Here is a 17611-nt window from a genome sequence, read left to right on the forward strand (position 1 = left end):
ACCACCATGAAGACACCATCGATCCTCCTTTCAGCGGTGCTGCTGGCCGGCTGCGCCGGCGTCGGGCCGCGGTTCACGCCTCCCGCCACCGCCGTGCCGGATGACTGGCAGCACTGGCACGGCGGCAGCGCGCAGTTGCGCGAGACCGGCATCGCCGCCGGCCAGGCCTACGCCCGCTTCGACGATCCGGTCCTGCGCCAGTTGCTCAACCGGGCCGCGCAGGCCAACCACGACATTCGCGCGGCGGCACTTCGGTTCGCGCAAAGCCGCGTGCAGCGCGATGTGGTGGCGGCGGCGGGCAGGCCGCGTCTGGACGCGCAGGCTGGCGTGGCACGCCAGCGCCAGAGCGAGACCGGCGCGGCGACCAGGATGCTCGACGCACTGGCGCCGGCAGCGGAGCGCGACCGTCTCACCGGTATCCTGGCCGGCCCGTTCGGCCTGTGGCAGGCGGGCTTCGATGCCAGCTGGGAGCCCGACCTGTGGGGACGGGTGCGCCACTCGGTGGAGGCCGCGGAGGCGGATGCCGCGCAAGCCGCGGCGCTGCAGAGACAGGTGCGGCTCGCCATGGCCGTGGAAGTGGCGCGCAACTACTACGAGGTGCGCGCCGCGCGGGTCCAGTTGCAGCTGGCCCGCGCGGACCTGGCGGCCGGCGAGGAACTGCTGCAGCTGGCCCGGCTGCGCAGCGGCAACGGCCTGGCCACGGACCTCGATGTCGCGCGCCAGGAAGCGCAGCTGGCCGAACAGCGCGGCACCCTCCCCGGCCTGCTGGAACAGGAGGCGCAGGCCGAGAACCGCCTGACGCTGCTGCTCGACAGTCCCCCTGGCGCCGTGCGCGACATGGTACCGATGCCTGGCGACGATGCACCGCTCGGCCCGGCGCCCGACCTCGCGCTGGGCGTGCCCGGCGAACTGCTGGCGCGGCGTCCGGATATCGCCGCCGCCGAAGCCGCGTTGCGTGCCGCCACGGCGCGGATCGGCATCGCGCGGGCCGGGCTGTATCCGCGCATCACGCTGGGCCTGTCGTTCGGCGCCGAATCGGTGGCGGCGGGCCGATTCGGCGAATGGGGCAGCCGGCAGTGGTCGGTCGGCCCCGGCCTGTCGCTGCCATTGTTCGACGGCGGCGTGCGGCGCGCCACGGTCACGCTGCGCGAACTGGGCCAGCAGGAAGCGGCCGTCGCATGGCAGCAGGCCGTGCTGCGCGCCTGGCACGAGGCGGACGATGCGTTGTCGGCCTACGCGGCCGAACGCGCGCGGCGCGAATCGGCAGGCCAACGCGAGCAGGCCGCGCGCACCGCCCTGGAGCTGGCCTCGGTGCGCTATCGCCAGGGCCTGTCGGATGCCTTGCCGCTGCTGGATGCCCAGCGCACGCTGCTGGCGGCGCGGCGCGACCGGGTGCGCAGCGAAGCGGCGCTGGCCGTGCGGCTGCTGGCGATCTGCAAGGCGACCGGAGTGATGCCGCAAGCCTGAGCGGAGTGCAGCGGGACTGGGAGGGCTTCTGTGCGCATCGCGGCCATTGCCGGGGGCCGCTGGACTGAAAATTGCGCTGGGGTAGCGGCGGGTCGGCTAAGATGTGCGTTTTAACTACCCGCTTCGAAGCATTTCGCACCACCGCCGCGCCACGCCGCGCCGTGACGAAAGCACCTCGAAGTGTGCCCTATGCATAATCTATTGCTGGTCCTGTTCGCACTGCTCCTCGTTGCACTGAACGGTTTTTTCGTTGCCGCCGAATTCGGTATCGTGACCTTGCGCCGCACCCGCGTGCGCGCCATCGCGAAAACGCAGGGCCTGCGGGGCCGCATCCTTGAAAAAGTCCATGGCCAGCTCGATGCCTACCTGTCGGCCTGCCAGCTGGGCATCACGCTGGCCTCGCTGGGCCTGGGCTGGATCGGCGAACCCGCCTTCGCCGGCCTGCTGGAACCGCTGCTGACCGCCGTCGGCGTCACTTCTCCCGAAATCCTGCACGGCATCTCGTTCGTGTTCGCCTTCGTCACGATCTCGTTCCTGCACATCGTGGTCGGCGAACTGGCGCCGAAATCGCTGGCGATCCGCGTGCCCGAAGCGGTGGCGGTATGGTGCGCGGTGCCGCTGTACGGCTTCTACTGGATGATGTACCCGGCCATCTGGCTGCTGAACAAGAGCGCCAACATGGTGCTGCACCTGGCCGGCCTGCGCGGCACGGGCGGCCATGAATCGCATTACTCGACCGAAGAGCTGAAGCTGATCCTGCGCACCAGCAAACCGGGCGAGCAGTTCGACAAGGACGAGCGCAACATCCTCGCCAACACGCTGGATTTCTCGCAGCTGCGCGTGTCGGACCTGATGCGCCCCATCAACGAGGTGATCGCGCTGCACGCTTCGCGCACGCTGGAGGCGAACCTGGAAACCGTGGTGCGCAACCGTTTTTCGCGCTACCCGTATTTCGACGACGACGAATCGGTGCTCGGCATCGTGCACCTGAAGGACCTGTTCTTCGCGCAGCAGAGCGGCAAGCCGATCAAGTCGTTCACGCCCTTCCTGCGGCCGGTCGAGACGATTTCCGCGCGCACGCTGGCGATCGACCTGTTCCGCCGCTTCCGTGAAGGAGCGCCGCACTTCGCGCTGATCGGCGAAAAAGGCAAGCGGCCGGTGGGCTTCCTGACGCTGGACAACCTGCTGGGCGCGATGGTCGGCGAAATCCACGACGAGTTCCGCCTGAACGAAAACGACTGGCTGCGCGGCGACGACGGTTCGCTGATCGGCAAGGCCAGCCTGCCGATCTTCTCGCTGGAACGGGTGCTGGGCATCGACATCGAGAACGAGGAACTGGGCCTGGACGAGGTGGAATCCGTGGGTGGCCTGATCATGCTGAAGCTGGGCGACATCCCGAAACAGGGCCAGCGGGTCAGCTTCAATGCGTTCGACATCGTGGTGCGCAAGATGAACGGCCCGCGCATCCTGCTGGTAAAGGTGATCCCGCGCGTGCCGCGCACCGCCGAGGACGAACAGGACTGACGCCGGAGCGGCCGGCGGCGCCTTCGCCGGCCCCTCTCTCCTGCCGGCCTCCTGCTATCCTCCTGTTATCTTCTTGTTATCTTCCGTAATAACTTCCTTATAATCAGGTCTTTCACACCCGTGGAGGACCCGAATGCCGCGTTTCCGATCGACCCTGCTCGCCGCCGTGCTGCTGGCCGCCACCACGCTGGCCGGCGCCGCGCCTCAATACGTTGAAGTCGGCACCGCGCTGCCCCGCTTCCACCTGCTGAAGGAAGGCAGCCACCGCTACCTGCGCTACCTGCGTTCCGCCGAGGGCAACATGGCGGTCGACATCTGGCAGCGCGACATCCATTTCGACGGCAAGCGAATGCAGATCCGCCAGCGCTGGGATGCGGTGGGCAAGGCGCATTCCGTGAAGCGGCTCGAATCCACCTTCGAGACCGCCACGTTCCGGCCGCTGACACATGTGCGCATCACCGAGAAGGATGGCAGGAAGACCGTCGAGGGCTTCACGTTCGCGGCCGACCGGATCACCGGCATGGCGGAGCTGCAGGACAATGCGCAGAAAAACCTGGCGGTGGAATCGAAGGAGCCGGCGTTCAACTTCGAAACCGACATGGAACTGCTGCAGGCGCTGCCGCTGGCCGAAGGCTACGAGGCGCAGCTGGTGTTCTACCACGCCGGCGGCTCCGCCGCCCCCGCGCGCTACACCTTCCGGGTCGCCGGCAGCGAAGCCATCGCCGGCCCCGCCGGCCCCGTCGACTGCTGGATCGTCACCACCGACTACAACCAGCCGGGCAGCGTGTCGAAGTTCTGGTACGCCAAGGGCACGCAGCTGATGGTCCGGCAGGAAAGCACCCTGCCCGACGGCCGCACGCTGGTGAAGACCCTGCTGAACTGACCCGGTAGCGCAGACGCGATGTCACCCAAGGCGTGACCCTCAAAACCGGGGACAGGCTCCGATTATTTTCGAAACCGGTGACAGGCTCCGATTAATTTCGAAACCGTTCCGAAACATTCTCGAAATCGGAGCCTGTCACCGGTTTTTTCCGAAATTGGAGCCTGTCACCGGTTTTTCCCCGGTAGCGGAGGCATGATCTCACCCAAGGCGCAACCTGGGCCAGGCCCGACGGGTCCGCCCCAGGCATCCGCTATTGGGCTGAATTCGAAAACCGGGGACAGGCTCCGATTATTTTCGAAACCGTTTCGAAAGTTTTCGCGAAATGGGAGCACTGTCACCGGTTTTTTTTAATCGGAGCCTGTCACCGTTTTTCTTGCAACGTTTCGTTTTAAATGGTGACTGTCACCGTTTTTTTTGCAACGTTTCAGGGGGCGGCTTCGCCGTGCTCGTGGCCGGGGCGGTGCGGGGTGACGGGGTTGACGTTGGTCCAGTTGCGCAGCAGTCCCAGGGCCACGGCGAGCAGGGTCGGGCCGATGAACAGGCCGACGAAGCCGAAGGCGATCACGCCGCCCAGCACGCCCAGCAGCACGAGCAGGAAGGGCAGGCTGGAGCCGCGGCTGATCAGCACGGGCTTGACGACATTGTCGACGCCGCTGATCAGGAACACGCCCCACACGGCCATGAAGATGGCCCAGCCGGTGCTGCCCTGGTAGAACAGCCAGATCGCGGCACCGCCCCAGATCAGCGGCGGTCCCACGGGGATCAGCGAAAACAGGAACGTGGCCACGGCCAGCAGCGCGACGGCCGGCACGCCGGCGATCATGAAGCCGACGGCGGCAACGAAGGCCTGCGCCAGCGCGGTACCCAGCAAGCCGTACATCACGCCGCGCACGGTGCGGCTGACGGTATCGGCCACCTCGAGCGCGTGCTCGCCCATGATCTTGTCCATGCCGATCGACAGGGCCTTCAGCAGCGTATGGCCGTCGCGGTACAGGAAGAAGCTGACGAAGGCCGCCAGGCTCACCTGCGCCACGCCGCTGCCCAGCACGAGGCCGCCGCCCAGCAGGAAGTGCCGGGCCGGCTCCACCAGGCGCTTGGCCGTGTCGATCAGCTGCTCGCGGCTGCTGATCAGGTTCTGCAGGTAGTTGTAGACGGTCTCGCCGACGATGGGGATGCCGCGCAGCCAGTCCGGCGCCACCATGGTGCCGGAAGCCAGCGCATCGCGCAGCGCGCGGTAGACGTTGCCGGCATTGTCGGCCACGTTCCATGTCACGAGGGCCAGCGGCAGGATGATCACGAGGACCAGCGATACCGTCATCACGGTGGCGGCCAGCGTGCGGTGGCCGTTCATGCGGTTCAGGAGGCGCAGGTACAGCTGCCAGCTGGAGATCGTGATCGCGCAGGCGAACAGCACGGCCGGCAGGAAAGGCCGCAGCACCCACAGGCAGCCGACCACGAGGAACACGATCGCCGCGAGGCGGGTATAGGGTTGAAAGCGCTTTTCCATGCGGCGGCATCCTCCAGGGTTGCCCGGCAGATGGGGGCGCCCTGCAAAGGATGCAAGGTTAGCAGGAAGGCAGCATCAGGAAAGCCGCTTCAGGAGGGCAGCATAAGGAGAGCGGGACAAGGAGAGCGGCAAAAGGAGAGCGGCACAAGGAGAGCGGCATAAGGAGAGCGGCACAAGGAGAGCGGCATCAGGAGGACGGCACCGCGCCCCCCTTCGTGTACCGCGGCGGGAATCAGGACAGCAGCTGCTTCAGGTCGTGCACCACCGGCTGGGCGCCCTGCGCGTGCCGCAGGAACAGGCGCACCCTGCCCTGCTTGTCGAACACGTAGCTGCCGGCGGTGTGATCGATCGAGTACTGGGCCGGGTCCTTGCCCGGCACCTTCTTGTAGAACACCTTGAATTCCTTGGCGGTCTGCGCGATCTCGGCCGGCGTGCCGTACAGGCCCACGAAGCCCGGGTCGAACGCCGGCACGTACTGCTTGAGCAGTTCGGGCGTGTCGCGCTCCGGGTCCAGCGTCACGAACAGCACCTGCACATCCTTCGCCTGCGGGCCCAGCTCCTTCATCACCGCGGCCATTTCCGCCATCGTGGTCGGGCACACGTCCGGGCACTGCGTGAAGCCGAAGAACATCACCACCACCTTGCCCTTGTAGCTTTCCAGCGTGACCGGCTTGCCGTCGTGGTCCTTCAGCGAGAAGCCCTTGGCGTAGTCGATGCCCGTGATGTCGGTATTCACGAAGCTGGCACGCTTCTCGGAACAGGCGACCAGGGTGGCCAGGAGGAACAGCACCGCGAGCAGTTTTTTCATGTCAGGTGATCCGGATATAGTGATCGAGCAGCAGCGCGCCGAACAGCAGCGCCAGGTAGAGGATCGAGAACGCGAAGGCCTTGCGCGCCAGCAGGTCGCTGTAGTTGCGCCAGATGCGCCAGCCATACCACAGAAAGACGGCATCGAGCACGATGGCGCTGGCCAGGTAGATCAGGCCGCTCATGCCGACCGCGAACGGCAGCAGCGTCGTCGCGGCGAGCGCGATCGAGTACAGGAAGACGTGGAACTGCGCGAATGCCATGCCGTGCGTGACCGGCAGCATGGGCAGGCCCGATTTCGCGTAATCGTCGCGGCGGTACAGCGCGAGCGCCCAGAAATGCGGCGGCGTCCACAGGAAGATGATCAGCACCAGCAGCCAGGCCTGCATCGGCACCTCGTTGGCGATGGCGGCCCAGCCCAGCGCCGGCGGCATCGCGCCGGACAGGCCGCCGATGACGATGTTCTGCGGCGTCGCCGGCTTCAGGATCATCGTGTAGATGACGGCATAGCCGACGAAGGTGACGAAGGTCAGCCACATCGTCAGCGGATTCACCAGCGCATACAGGATCCACATGCCGGCGCCGCCGATGATGCTGGAGAAGACCATCGTCTGCGTCGGCGTGATTTCGCCGCGCGCCATCGGGCGGCGCGCGGTACGCGCCATGCGCGCGTCGATCTCGCGCTCGGCCAGGCAGTTGACGGCGAACGCCGCGCCGGCCAGCAGCCAGATGCCGATCGTGCCGGCCACCACCACGCGCCAGTCCGGCAAGCCGTCGGTGGCGAGGAACATGCCGATCACCGCGCAGAACACGGCCAACTGCGTGACGCGGGGCTTCGTCAGCGCCCAGTACTGGGCGATGCGGCTGGTCTGGCGGTGGGCTGCGGCTTGGGCGGTCATGGAGTGGGGGTCGAAAAACTGGCCCGATAGTTTACCATGGTCAGGAAAAGCACGAGGAGAGCGGCGCCGGCGTTATGCAGCACGGCGATCGTCAGCGGGAAGTTCAGGTAGATCGTCGCCACGCCGGTCAGGAATTGCAGCACCAGCACGATGGCGATGCCGAGCGCCGGCTTGCGCAACGCCGGCACGCGCCACGCCCGCCAGCACGTATAGCCCAGCACCAGGAAGACCACCAGCGCGAAATTGCGGTGTACCCAGTGGATCGCCGTCAGCGCGGAGAACGGCAGGTAATGGCCGGCCTTGGTCTTGCCCAGTTCGCGCCACAGGTGGAAGCCGTGCTGGAAATCCATCTCGGGAATTACCTTGCCGCCGCCACACAGCGGAAACTCCATGCACGCCAGCGTCGCGTAATTGGTGCTGACCCAGCCGCCCAGGAACAGCTGCACGAATACCACCATGCCGGACAATACGGCCAGGCGGCGGATGGTGCGCAGCGTGGGGGCCGGCACGCCGGCCGGACCGAACGGCGTCATCGCATGGTCCTGCCGGCCGCCGAACCAGGCCAGCAGCGCCAGCAGGCCCATGCCCAGCAGCAGGTGGATGGTGACGATGACCGGCTGCAGCTTCAGCGTGACGGTCCAGGCGCCGAACGCGCCCTGCAGGCAGACGAAGAAGAACAGCAAGGTGGGATAGCCCGGATGGTAGCCGGCCTTGCGCTCGCGGCGCCAGCGGTACCAGGCCACCGCCATCATCGCCATGATCAGCACGCCGATGGCCATCGCGAAATAGCGGTGGATCATCTCGACCCAGGCCTTGAACATCGTCACCGGGCCGGTCGGCATCAACGCCTCGGCGGCGCGGATTTCCTCGTGCGCCAGGAACGGGTTGGCCAGGCCGTAGCAGCCCGGCCAGTCCGGGCAGCCCAGGCCCGAGTCGGTCAGCCGGGTAAACGCGCCGAACACGATCAGGTCGAAGGTGATGAACACGCTGATCCACACCAGCTTGCGGTACTTGTTGACATCCCTTGAAATGAACACGATCGACAGCGGCAGCAGCGCGACGATCAGGGCGGTGATGGCCATCTGGGCCAGCGTGGTGTGATGCATGATGTTCCTTTGTCCGGCCGGCCGCTTATCCGATCGCCGATGCCTTCAGCAGCTTGCCGATATCCTTCTTCATCTTCGCGGGGTCCGGATTCTTCGGGAAGCGCATCATCAGGTTGCCGCGCGGGTCGATGATGTAGATGTGCTCCTGCGCGTTGCCGCCCGCCTCCACCGGCAGCCACTTGTAGACGATGTCCTTCGGTGCGCGCAGCATGCGGGTACCGTCGTTCACGCGCAGCAGCATGGTTTCCAGCGGCTCTTCGTCCGTGATCAGCCACACCCGCTCGATGCGTTCGCGTTCCCGGCCCTGCATCGTGCGCAGCTGGCGCATGGTGAACAGCTGGTCCTGGCACGCCTGCCGGCAATCGGAGCCGCCGGCCTTCAGCATGATCCACTTGCCGCTCAGCGATTCCAGCGTGACGGGATCGCCGGCCAGCGTGCGCGTGGCCATTGCCGGCATCGGCACGGTGCGCGGGTCGATCAGCGTGCCGTAGTTGTTGCGCGCCGATGGCTTGAGCACATAGTAGGTGAAATAGGAGGCCAGGAGCGGCGAGGCGCACACGGCCAGCACGGCGAACAGCTTCCAGCGCCCACGCGCCTTACTGATTGTCTTTTGTTCCACTGCGTTCGGTCCCACTGCTTTCTCCACCATTTTTTCCACTGCTGTTTCCACTGCGTTGTCCACTGATTGTTCCGCTGATGATAAAGAACAGGAAGGCCGTCAGCGCCAGCGCATACCACTGGAACGCGTAGCCACGGTGCTTGTCGACGCCGAGGTCGGGCCGTGGCCAGTCGCGCAGCAGCATGCCCTCGCTGCCGTCGGCGGAGGTCTGCTCGAGCACGAAGGGCTGCAACGGCAGGCCGCTGGCGGCCGCCACCCGCGCCACGTCGGCATTCTGCACGATCGCGCCGGCGGCCAGCGGCGGCGCCTCGCCCAGCTCCATCACGTGCCCGGCGTTCGGCTTGGCCACGCCTTCGATGGTGACGGTGCCGGTCGGCGTCCGATACGTGGCAATGCGCTGGCGGTCCACCGCGTCGCGCGGCAGCCAGCCGCGCGCCACCAGCACGTGCATGGCCGTGCCCTGGATACGGAACGGCATCAGCACGTAGAAGCCGGCGCGGCCATCGTGGGGCCGATTGTCCAGGTACACGGGCCAGTCGGCGACGAAGGTGCCGGTGGCGGAGACGCGGCGAAATTGCGCCTGCTCGGGGGCCAGCGGCGCCGCGCCGATCACCAGGGTCGCGGCGGTGCTGCCGCCCGCCAGTTCGGCGGCCACGGCCAGTTTTTCCTCGGCGCGGCCATCCTGCCAGCGGCCCAGCGCGATGCCCAGCACCACGAGCAGCAGCGTTGCGATGAACGGCACGGTCTTAAAGCGGAAAGCGATACGCATTACAATGAAGCTCCACCCTTCCGGCCCGCAGCCACCATGAAAATTTTCGTTGCCATCGCCTTCATCCTGATAATCGGCAGCCTGGGCTCCGCCTTGTTCTACGTGATGCGCGGCAAGGGCGGCAATCCCCGCACCGTACGCGCCCTCGCGCTGCGCGTGGGCTTCTCGATCGCGCTGTTCATCATCATCCTCGTGCTGAACCGGATGGGTTATATCCAGCCGACGGGAATCCGGTAGGAAGCAAGCGCACTCACAAGTATCAAAGAACAAACCCAAACAAAAAGCCGCAGTGACCACGCCACTGCGGCTTTGCTGTCAACAGCCGATTATAGCCCGCGCCTACAGCCAGTACACTACGACATAAAGTCCCAGCCATACGACGTCGACGAAGTGCCAGTACCAGGCCGCGCCTTCGAACGCGAAGTGGTTCTCCGGCGTGAAGTGCCCCTTCAGTACCCGGAACAGCACGATCATCAGCATGATCGCACCCATCGTCACGTGGAAACCGTGGAAGCCGGTCAGCATGAAGAACGTGGAACCGTAGATGCCGGACGTGAGCTTCAGGTTCAGGTCCTGGTAGGCGTGCATGTATTCATACACCTGGAAGCCCATGAAGACGGCGCCCAGCAGGATCGTGGCGGCCAGCCAGATGGCGCACTTGCTGCGCTTGCCGGCCTGGATCGCATGGTGCGAGATCGTCAGCGTGACGCCGGAGGCCAGCAGCAGCGCGGTGTTGATGGTCGGGATCGGGAACGGGCCCATCGTGTTGAACGTGTCGACCACGCCCGCCGGGCCGGCGTTGCCCCACTGCGGCGAGAAGTCGGGCCAGAGCACCTTGTGGTCCAGGTCCGCCAGCCACGGCATCGAGATCACGCGCGCATAGAACAGCGCGCCGAAGAACGCACCGAAGAACATCACTTCCGAGAAGATGAACCAGGCCATCGACCAGCGGTAGGAATGGTCGATGCGCTTGCTGTACAGGCCACCCTCGGATTCGTGGATCGCATCGCCGAACCAGCCGTACAGCACGGCCAGCATCGCGGCGATGCCGACCAGGCAGACCAGCTTGCCCCACGCGCTGTCGTTGACCCAGGCCGACGCGCCGATCATCGTCACCAGCATCGAAATCCCGGCCAGCATGGGCCAGCGGGACGGGCCGGGCACGAAGTAATACGGTGCTTGCTTCGAATTCATCTTCATCTCCTCGCGAACTTACGATCGAATATCTTGTTTAATATTTCTAATGCGATTCTTTGTTGCGGCCGTGTCTGGCTTGATGCGGTGCTTCCTGTCCCGCTCATGGGCCGCTCATGGGCCGCTCATTGCCCACTCATTGCCCGCTCGTTACCGAACCTACTGCTGCGCCACCACGACCTTGACGATGGCGACCAGGATGCCGATGAACAGCGCCACCGCGATCAATCCGGCCACGATCACGTGGATCGGGTTCAGCTTGCCCGTGTCCTGGTCGAAATCGCTCTTGCGGCGCAAACCCACGAACGACCACAGCACCGCCTTCAGCGAATACAGGAAGGACGGCTTGCGCCCGTTCACAGCCTTGCTGTCCCGCCAGCGGCAGCGGCACCGGCCGGCTGCGGCGACTGCGCCAGCCCGCCGATCTCGATGAACGTGTACGACAGCGTGATCGTCTTCACTTCCTTCGGCAGTTGCGGATCCAGGTAGAACATCACCGGCATCTGCCTGGCCTCGTGCGCCTGCAGGGTCTGCTGCTTGAAGCAGAAGCATTCCACCTTCTTGAAGTGCGGCGTGGCGCTTTGCGGCGCATAGCTCGGCACCGCTTGCGCATTCACCACGCGGCCTTGCGAATTGACCACTTCATACACCACCGTCACCATTTCGCCAGGGTGCACGGTCACGCTGCTTTGCGTGGGGCGGAAGCGCAGCGTGCCCTGCACGTTGCTGTCCAGCTCCACGGTGATGCTGCGCGACCGGTCGACCTGGGTGTTTTCCGGCGGCGCCACCGTGCCATCCTTCTGCGTCAGCACGTTAATGCCGAGCACTTCGCAGATGTGCTTGTAGACCGGGATCAGCGCGTAGCCGAAGCCGAACATCGCCACCGCGATCACGACCAGCTTGCGCAACAGCTTGCGGTTTTCGCTGTTCATCGGCTCAGCCCATCAGCCGCTTGGCGATCACGGAGATGAAGAACACCAGCGCGATCGAACCCAGGATCAGCGCCAGCCGCAGGTTGCTTTTTTTCCGGTTCGACATGGCACGTTCCCGCTTTACTTGACGGTCGGCGGCGTTTCAAAGGTATGGAACGGCGCCGGCGACGGCACGGTCCACTCCAGGCCCTCGGCGCCTTCCCATGGCTTGGCCGGCGCGGCCTTGCCGCCACGGATCGTCGGCAGCACCACGAAGAACAGGAAGAACGCCTGCATCAGGCCGAAGCCGAATGCGCCGACCGACACGATGGCGTTGAAGTCGGTGAACTGCGCCGGATAATCCGCATAGCGGCGCGGCATGCCGGCCAGGCCCAGGAAGTGCATCGGGAAGAACGTGATGTTGAACGTGATCAGCGAGCCCCAGAAGTGGATCTTGCCCATCGCTTCGCTGTACATGTGGCCCGTCCACTTCGGCGCCCAGTAGTAGAAGCCGGCGAACAGCGCGAACAGGGAACCGGCCACCAGCACGTAGTGGAAGTGCGCCACCACGTAATAGGTGTCGTGCACCTGGATGTCGATCGGCGTCACGGCCAGGATCAGGCCGGTGAAGCCGCCGATCGTGAACACGAAGATGAAGCCCACCGCGAACAGCATCGGCGTCTCGAACGTCATCGAGCCCTTCCACATCGTGGCGATCCAGTTGAACACCTTCACGCCGGTCGGCACCGCGATCAGCATCGTGGCGTACATGAAGAACAGCTGCGACGTGACCGGCATGCCGGTGGTGAACATGTGGTGCGCCCACACGATGAACGACAGGATCGCGATCGACGCGGTGGCGTACACCATCGATGCATAGCCGAACAGCGGCTTGCGGGCGAAGGCCGGGATGATCTGCGAGACGATGCCGAAGGCCGGCAGGATCATGATGTACACCTCGGGGTGGCCGAAGAACCAGAAGATGTGCTGGTACATGACCGGGTCGCCGCCGCCGGCGGCGTTGAAGAACGAGGTGCCGAAGTGGCGGTCGGTCAGCGTCATGGTGATGGCGCCGGCCAGCACGGGCATCACGGCGATCAGCAGGTAGGCGGTGATCAGCCAGGTCCAGCAGAACATCGGCATCTTCATCAGGGTCATGCCGGGTGCGCGCATGTTCAGGATGGTGACGATGATGTTGATGGAACCCATGATCGACGAGGCGCCCATGATGTGCATCGCGAAGATCGCCATGTCCATGCCCGGGCCCATCTGGGTGGACAGCGGCGCATACAGCGTCCAGCCGGCGGCGGTGGCGCCGCCCGGTGCCAGGAACGAGCCGGCCAGCAGCAGCGCGGCGGGCGGCAGCAGCCAGAAGCTGAAGTTGTTCATGCGGGCGAACGCCATGTCCGACGCGCCGATCTGCAGCGGGATCATCCAGTTCGCAAAGCCCACGAAGGCCGGCATGATGGCGCCGAACACCATCACCAGGCCGTGCATCGTGGTCAGCTGGTTGAAGAACTCGGGGTGGAAGAATTGCAGGCCCGGCTGGAACAGTTCCGCGCGGATCATCAGCGCCAGCACGCCGCCGGACAGCAGCATGATGAACGAGAACCACAGGTACAGCGTGCCGATATCCTTGTGGTTGGTGGCGAACAGCCAGCGGCGCAGGCCGGTCGGATGGTCATGCGCGTGATCGTGCCCATGATCGTGGCCATGGTCGTGGCCGTCAGTATGATGCTGGCCGTGGTCGAGAGTTGTCGTGCTCATCGTAATGCTCCTGATTACTTGCGTGCAGCCACAATTTCAGCCGGTTGAACGATGTTTTCCGCTGGCTTGTTCGACCAGTTGTTCCGCGTGTACGTGATGACGGCGGCAATGTCGGTATCCGACAGCTGCTTCCAGGCCGGCATCTCGGCCGGGTACTTGCCGGTCTTCTGGCCATTCAGCAGCACGTGGATCTGGTCGCCCTTGCCGCCGTTGACGATGGCCGAGCCATCGAGCGGTGCGAATGCGTTCGGTACGCCCTTGCCGTTCGCCTGGTGGCACACGGCGCAGTTGGCGGCGTACACCTTTTCACCCTTGGTCTTCAGTTCGTCGATGGTCCAGGTCTTGTTCGGATCGTCCGCCAGCGCGGCCATCTCCGCCTTCTTCGTGTTGACCCACGCCGTGTACTCGGCGTCCGTGACGACCCGCACGACGATCGGCATGAAGGCGTGTTCCTTGCCGCACAGCTCGGCGCAGTTGCCGCGGAACGTGCCGGTATGCTCGGACTTGAACCACGCATCGCGCACGAAGCCGGGAATCGCATCCTGCTTGACGCCGAACGCCGGGATCATCCATGCGTGGATGACGTCGGTGGCGGTGGTCACGATGCGGATCTTCTTGTTGACGGGTACCACCACCTCATTGTCGACTTCCATCAGGTAGTTTTCGCCGCGCTGTTCGGTCGCGGGCACGCCGGGTGCGCCGATCTGGGCGCGCGGGGTGGACAGGTTCGAGATGAACGAGATGCCTTCGCCTTCACCTTTCAGGTAGTCGTAGCCCCACTTCCATTGCATGCCGGTGGCCTTGATCGTGATGTCGGCGTTGGACGTGTCCTTCATGCCGACCACGGTGCGGGTCGCAGGCAGCGCCATGCCGATGACGATCAGGAACGGCACCACCGTCCAGGCGATTTCAACGGCGGTCGATTCATGGAACGTGGCGGCCTTGTGGCCGACCGATTTGCGGTGCTTGAGGATCGAATAGAACATCACGCCGAACACGGCGACGAAGATCACCAGGCAGACGATCATCATCCAGTTGTGCAGCGTATGGATTTCGGAAGCGATCTGGGTCGCGGCGGGCTGCAGGTCGAGCTGGTTCGGCAGCGGCCCGCCCGTGCCGCCCGTGGCCGTGGTGTATGTTCCGGTTGCCGTCGCTGCCGGCGCTGCCCAGGCCGACGAGCAGGCCAACGCCGCCCATGATGCGGCCAGCAACGATGTGAGTCGCTTCGCAAGTGTCATATGTTCCCCAAAACCAACCCAAGATAGTAGAAAAAATTATTATGGCGACGACCTGCCTGTAGGGGTGGATCGTCTGGCTCTCAATACCTTGTGCCTCCTTGTCGGAGTCACGACCATGCCACCGGCAGAGCCACCATCGCCGATGACGCGGGCTACTGAAGCTTGAAAATTTCGGCCTTTGCAAACGTCCGGATCTTGCTGTCCGTATGGAAAAAAGTGGCCAAAACAGTCAAGGATTATAAGCAGTAAATCTTATCGACTTCAAGGTAAATTGCGCCACGAAAAATGGTGCGTCGCGGCATGTATCGCTATCATTTTGGTGTCCGCGGCGCGAAGCGAATGATGGCTTCGCCATCCTTCGTAACGCGTGCTTCGGGCTTGAAAGCATGCCCGTAAATGACCTCGAAAGTGAGGCCGATCTTGCCGTCTGCGCGGCGCTGTTTTTGCAGTCCTGCAAGTAGCTTCTCACGGGCTGAACGGCTGAGCAAGCCTTTACGTACGGTGCTCAAGGGGTTTCCGCCCAAAGCGCGCACATCGGCCAGCAGTTTCGCCGGATCGTCGTACGTGACGGTGATTTTTTCCATGTCCATCACCGGGGTCGAAAAGCCCGCTTCGACCAGCTGGTCGCCGAAATCATGCATGTCCACGAAGGGTAGTGTATGGGGAGCAAGATCTATATCGGTAAAGGCAGAACGTACTTCCTGTAAGGAGTCCGGACCGAAGCAGGAAAACATCAGCAGGCCCTTGACGCGCAGGACGCGGCGCCATTCGGCGAACACCCGGTCCGGTTGCGGATGCCAGTGCAGCGCCAGGTTCGACCAAACCAGGTCCACGCTGGCCGCCCCCAGCGGCAAGTCGGCAAAATCGCCACAGACGAGGTCGATACCGGTCTTGGCCGGCAACAGCCTGCTGATCAGGCGGTTCAAGCCTTTCGCGCCGCCCGTGTCGACGGTGTCCAGCATCGGGAGCGATGCGTCGAGGCCGACGATCTGCGCCGCGGCATATGCTTTCTGCAACGTTGCGAGATCGGCACCGCCGCCGCAGCCGGCGTCGAGGACACGCAGCGGCGCCAGGCGCACCAGCTGCAGGCGTTCGAACATGCGGTGGGCGATTTCACGGCGCAGGAACTCGGCGTCGCGCAGGCGCCCGGGTTGGGAGAACAGGGCGCGGACCCGCTCCACGTCGATGGGAGCGGACAGTTTGGGGGGACGGGCTTGCATGGGAATGTGAGGTTGAATGCGATAATGTGCGCAGTCTACATGCTTGGAGCAAATTGCGATGGCGTTGGCGATGGCGTTGGCAAAGCCCCTGGCCATGTTGCTGCCCTGCCCGTGCGTGCTGTGCGGCCAGCACGGCCGGGAAGCGCTGTGCGCTCCCTGCCGCGCGCAATTCTTCAGCCAGGCCGAGTCTCGCTGCCCGGTCTGTGCGGACCCGCTGCCGCCCGGCTGTACCGTACTCATGTGTGGCGCCTGCGTAACGCGCCGCCCTTCTTACGATGCGACCGTGGCGGCCACCGCCTATGCCTTGCCCTGGGACAGGCTGGTCCTGGAGCTGAAGTTCGGCGGCCAGCTGGCCCACGCGCGGCTGTTCGCGCAATTGCTGGCCGAGGCGGTGCGCGCGCTGCCGGCGTTCACCGTTCCCGCACTGCTGTGCCCGGTACCACTGGGCCCGGGCCGGCTGGCCGGGCGGGGCTTCAACCAGGCATTGGAAATCGCCCGGCCGCTGGGGCGCATGCTGGGTATCGCCGTGGCGCCGCGGCTGGCCGAACGGGTGCAGGAAACGTCGGCGCAGAGCAAGCTGCATGGCGGCCGTCGGCGCGCCAACGTCGCCCACGTGTTCGCGGTGCCGGACCGGGCGCTCGTGGAAGGCCGCCACATCGGCATCGTCGACGACGTGATGAGCAGCGGCCAGACGCTGGGCGAACTGGCGGCCGTGTTCAAGCGCCATGGCGCGGCGCGGGTGACGAATATGGTGTTTGCCCGCACGCCGCCCCGTCATTCTTAATCGAGGAGAAAAAGTTGTTTCATGTAGTGCTGGTCAATCCAGAAATTCCGCCGAACACCGGCAACGTCATCCGCCTGTGCGCCAACACGGGCGCGCAGCTGCACCTGATCGAACCCCTGGGCTTTCCCCTCGACGATGCCAAGATGCGCCGCGCCGGGCTCGACTATCACGAGTACGCGCAGATGAAGGTACACAAGGACTGGGACGCCTTCCTGGCCGCCGTGTCGCCCGATCCGCTGCGCATGTTCGCGATGACCACGCACGGTTCCACGCCCTTCGGCCAGCTGGCGTTCCAGCCCGGCGACGTGTTCGTGTTCGGCTCGGAGACGCGCGGCCTGGCGCCGGAATTTCGCGAAACGTTCCCTGCCGCGCAGCGTATCCGCCTGCCGATGCGGCCTGGGAACCGCAGCCTGAACCTGTCCAACACGGTGGCCGTGGTGGTCTATGAGGCGTGGCGGCAGAACGGGTACGAAGGCGGGAACTGAGCAGGAGCCTGGAGCCTGGAGCCTGGAGCGGGCTCTTCTGGAGCAAGCTATGGCGACGTCCCACAAACTACGGATTGACATATCGGGAATTTTCGATATACTCGGCGCATGGACTTGCTCGAAATATTCAAGGCGCTCTCGAACCGCACCCGGCTCGATATCCTGAAACGGTTGAAGGATCCCGCCAACAACTTCCCGCCGCAGGACGAAGGGGACGTCGATACGGTCGGGGTCTGCGTCAGCAGTATCCAGGAGGGTGTCGGATTGTCGCAGTCGACGGTCTCCGACTATCTCGCAACCTTGCAAAGGGCCGGCCTGGTCGAGGCCCGGCGCATCGGCCAGTGGACCTACTACAAGCGAAACGAGGAAGCCATCAGTACCCTCGCCGACCTGATCGGCAAGGACCTGTGAAGTTTTTTTGCCTATTCATA

Annotated in this window: 20 protein-coding genes and 1 pseudogene; 8 read left to right on the forward strand and 13 right to left on the reverse strand. The window is 64.7% G+C overall.

Features of this window, described 5'->3' with window-relative positions:
- The first annotated feature begins 6 nt into the window (after positions 1–6).
- From EYF70_RS23965 to EYF70_RS23975, 3 genes are all read left to right on the forward strand, one after another.
- A complete protein-coding gene (locus tag EYF70_RS23965; RefSeq protein ID WP_131147634.1) occupies positions 7–1467 on the forward strand; it encodes an efflux transporter outer membrane subunit in 1461 nt (486 codons plus the stop codon).
- Positions 1468–1656: 189 nt separating this feature from the next.
- Entirely contained in the window at positions 1657–2991 is a 1335-nt protein-coding gene (locus EYF70_RS23970; RefSeq protein ID WP_131147635.1) for a hemolysin family protein, read from the forward strand.
- Between the two features lie 133 nt (positions 2992–3124).
- The gene (locus tag EYF70_RS23975; protein ID WP_131147636.1) at positions 3125–3874 is read left to right on the forward strand and encodes a DUF3108 domain-containing protein; all 750 of its coding nucleotides are present in this window, start codon (positions 3125–3127) and stop codon (positions 3872–3874) included.
- 424 nt (positions 3875–4298) lie between these two features.
- Here EYF70_RS23975 and EYF70_RS23980 read toward each other — a convergent pair whose 3' ends face one another.
- The 6 genes from EYF70_RS23980 to EYF70_RS24005 form a co-directional block, all read right to left on the reverse strand.
- Positions 4299–5381 carry an AI-2E family transporter gene (locus EYF70_RS23980; RefSeq protein WP_131147637.1) on the reverse strand — a complete coding sequence of 361 codons (1083 nt, stop codon included), beginning with the start codon at positions 5379–5381 and terminating at the stop codon, positions 4299–4301.
- Between the two features lie 232 nt (positions 5382–5613).
- A complete protein-coding gene (locus EYF70_RS23985; RefSeq protein ID WP_131147638.1) occupies positions 5614–6189 on the reverse strand; it encodes an SCO family protein in 576 nt (191 codons plus the stop codon).
- 1 nt (position 6190) lies between these two features.
- Positions 6191–7087, reverse strand: coding sequence for a heme o synthase (gene cyoE, locus EYF70_RS23990; RefSeq protein ID WP_131147639.1), 897 nt, complete (start codon positions 7085–7087; stop codon positions 6191–6193).
- Entirely contained in the window at positions 7084–8193 is a 1110-nt protein-coding gene (locus EYF70_RS23995; RefSeq protein WP_229420536.1) for a COX15/CtaA family protein, read from the reverse strand. Before EYF70_RS23995 ends, cyoE begins: the two co-directional genes overlap by 4 nt.
- Positions 8194–8218: 25 nt before the next feature.
- The gene (locus EYF70_RS24000; RefSeq protein WP_131147640.1) at positions 8219–8842 is read right to left on the reverse strand and encodes an SCO family protein; all 624 of its coding nucleotides are present in this window, start codon (positions 8840–8842) and stop codon (positions 8219–8221) included.
- A complete protein-coding gene (locus EYF70_RS24005) occupies positions 8790–9581 on the reverse strand; it encodes an SURF1 family protein (RefSeq protein WP_131147641.1) in 792 nt (263 codons plus the stop codon). Before EYF70_RS24005 ends, EYF70_RS24000 begins: the two co-directional genes overlap by 53 nt.
- Positions 9582–9617: 36 nt before the next feature.
- Between EYF70_RS24005 and EYF70_RS24010 the strand changes: the two genes are divergently transcribed.
- On the forward strand, positions 9618–9818 hold the full coding sequence (locus tag EYF70_RS24010) for a twin transmembrane helix small protein (RefSeq protein ID WP_131147642.1): 201 nt from the start codon (positions 9618–9620) through the stop codon (positions 9816–9818).
- Between the two features lie 102 nt (positions 9819–9920).
- On the opposite strand, the gene EYF70_RS24015 is transcribed toward EYF70_RS24010, so the two are convergent.
- From EYF70_RS24015 to EYF70_RS24040, 7 genes are all read right to left on the reverse strand, one after another.
- A complete protein-coding gene (locus EYF70_RS24015; RefSeq protein ID WP_131147643.1) occupies positions 9921–10781 on the reverse strand; it encodes a cytochrome c oxidase subunit 3 in 861 nt (286 codons plus the stop codon).
- Positions 10782–10934: 153 nt separating this feature from the next.
- Complete coding sequence (locus tag EYF70_RS24020; protein WP_131147644.1) at positions 10935–11135, reverse strand: DUF2970 domain-containing protein; 201 nt, start codon at positions 11133–11135, stop codon at positions 10935–10937.
- Positions 11132–11707: a cytochrome c oxidase assembly protein gene (locus EYF70_RS24025; RefSeq protein WP_131147645.1), complete on the reverse strand. Its 576-nt coding sequence runs from the start codon at positions 11705–11707 to the stop codon at positions 11132–11134. The genes EYF70_RS24020 and EYF70_RS24025 overlap by 4 nt, the downstream gene beginning before the upstream one ends.
- 4 nt (positions 11708–11711) lie before the next feature.
- Positions 11712–11813: a cytochrome oxidase small assembly protein gene (locus EYF70_RS31415; RefSeq protein ID WP_218943719.1), complete on the reverse strand. Its 102-nt coding sequence runs from the start codon at positions 11811–11813 to the stop codon at positions 11712–11714.
- Between the two features lie 14 nt (positions 11814–11827).
- Positions 11828–13453 (reverse strand): cytochrome c oxidase subunit I, encoded by a 1626-nt coding sequence (gene ctaD, locus EYF70_RS24030; protein ID WP_131147646.1) that lies wholly within the window; start codon positions 13451–13453, stop codon positions 11828–11830.
- Between the two features lie 14 nt (positions 13454–13467).
- On the reverse strand, positions 13468–14691 hold the full coding sequence (coxB, locus tag EYF70_RS24035; RefSeq protein WP_131147647.1) for a cytochrome c oxidase subunit II: 1224 nt from the start codon (positions 14689–14691) through the stop codon (positions 13468–13470).
- Positions 14692–15002: 311 nt separating this feature from the next.
- The gene (locus EYF70_RS24040; protein ID WP_131147648.1) at positions 15003–15911 is read right to left on the reverse strand and encodes a methyltransferase domain-containing protein; all 909 of its coding nucleotides are present in this window, start codon (positions 15909–15911) and stop codon (positions 15003–15005) included.
- A gap of 94 nt (positions 15912–16005) precedes the next feature.
- Here EYF70_RS24040 and EYF70_RS32060 point away from each other — a divergent pair.
- The 4 genes and pseudogenes from EYF70_RS32060 to EYF70_RS24055 all read left to right on the forward strand — a co-directional run.
- Positions 16006–16107, forward strand: a pseudogene (locus EYF70_RS32060) (ComF family protein); the annotation flags it as partial.
- Between the two features lie 87 nt (positions 16108–16194).
- A complete protein-coding gene (locus EYF70_RS24045; protein WP_307722071.1) occupies positions 16195–16695 on the forward strand; it encodes a ComF family protein in 501 nt (166 codons plus the stop codon).
- Between the two features lie 14 nt (positions 16696–16709).
- Entirely contained in the window at positions 16710–17180 is a 471-nt protein-coding gene (gene trmL, locus EYF70_RS24050) for a tRNA (uridine(34)/cytosine(34)/5-carboxymethylaminomethyluridine(34)-2'-O)-methyltransferase TrmL (protein ID WP_131147650.1), read from the forward strand.
- A 108-nt stretch (positions 17181–17288) separates the two neighbouring features.
- The gene (locus EYF70_RS24055; RefSeq protein ID WP_131147651.1) at positions 17289–17591 is read left to right on the forward strand and encodes an ArsR/SmtB family transcription factor; all 303 of its coding nucleotides are present in this window, start codon (positions 17289–17291) and stop codon (positions 17589–17591) included.
- Positions 17592–17611 lie beyond the last annotated feature (20 nt).

Origin of the sequence: Pseudoduganella albidiflava (assembly GCF_004322755.1) — a bacterium.
In the GTDB taxonomy this organism is placed as follows: Bacteria; Pseudomonadota; Gammaproteobacteria; order Burkholderiales; family Burkholderiaceae_D; genus Rugamonas; species Rugamonas albidiflava.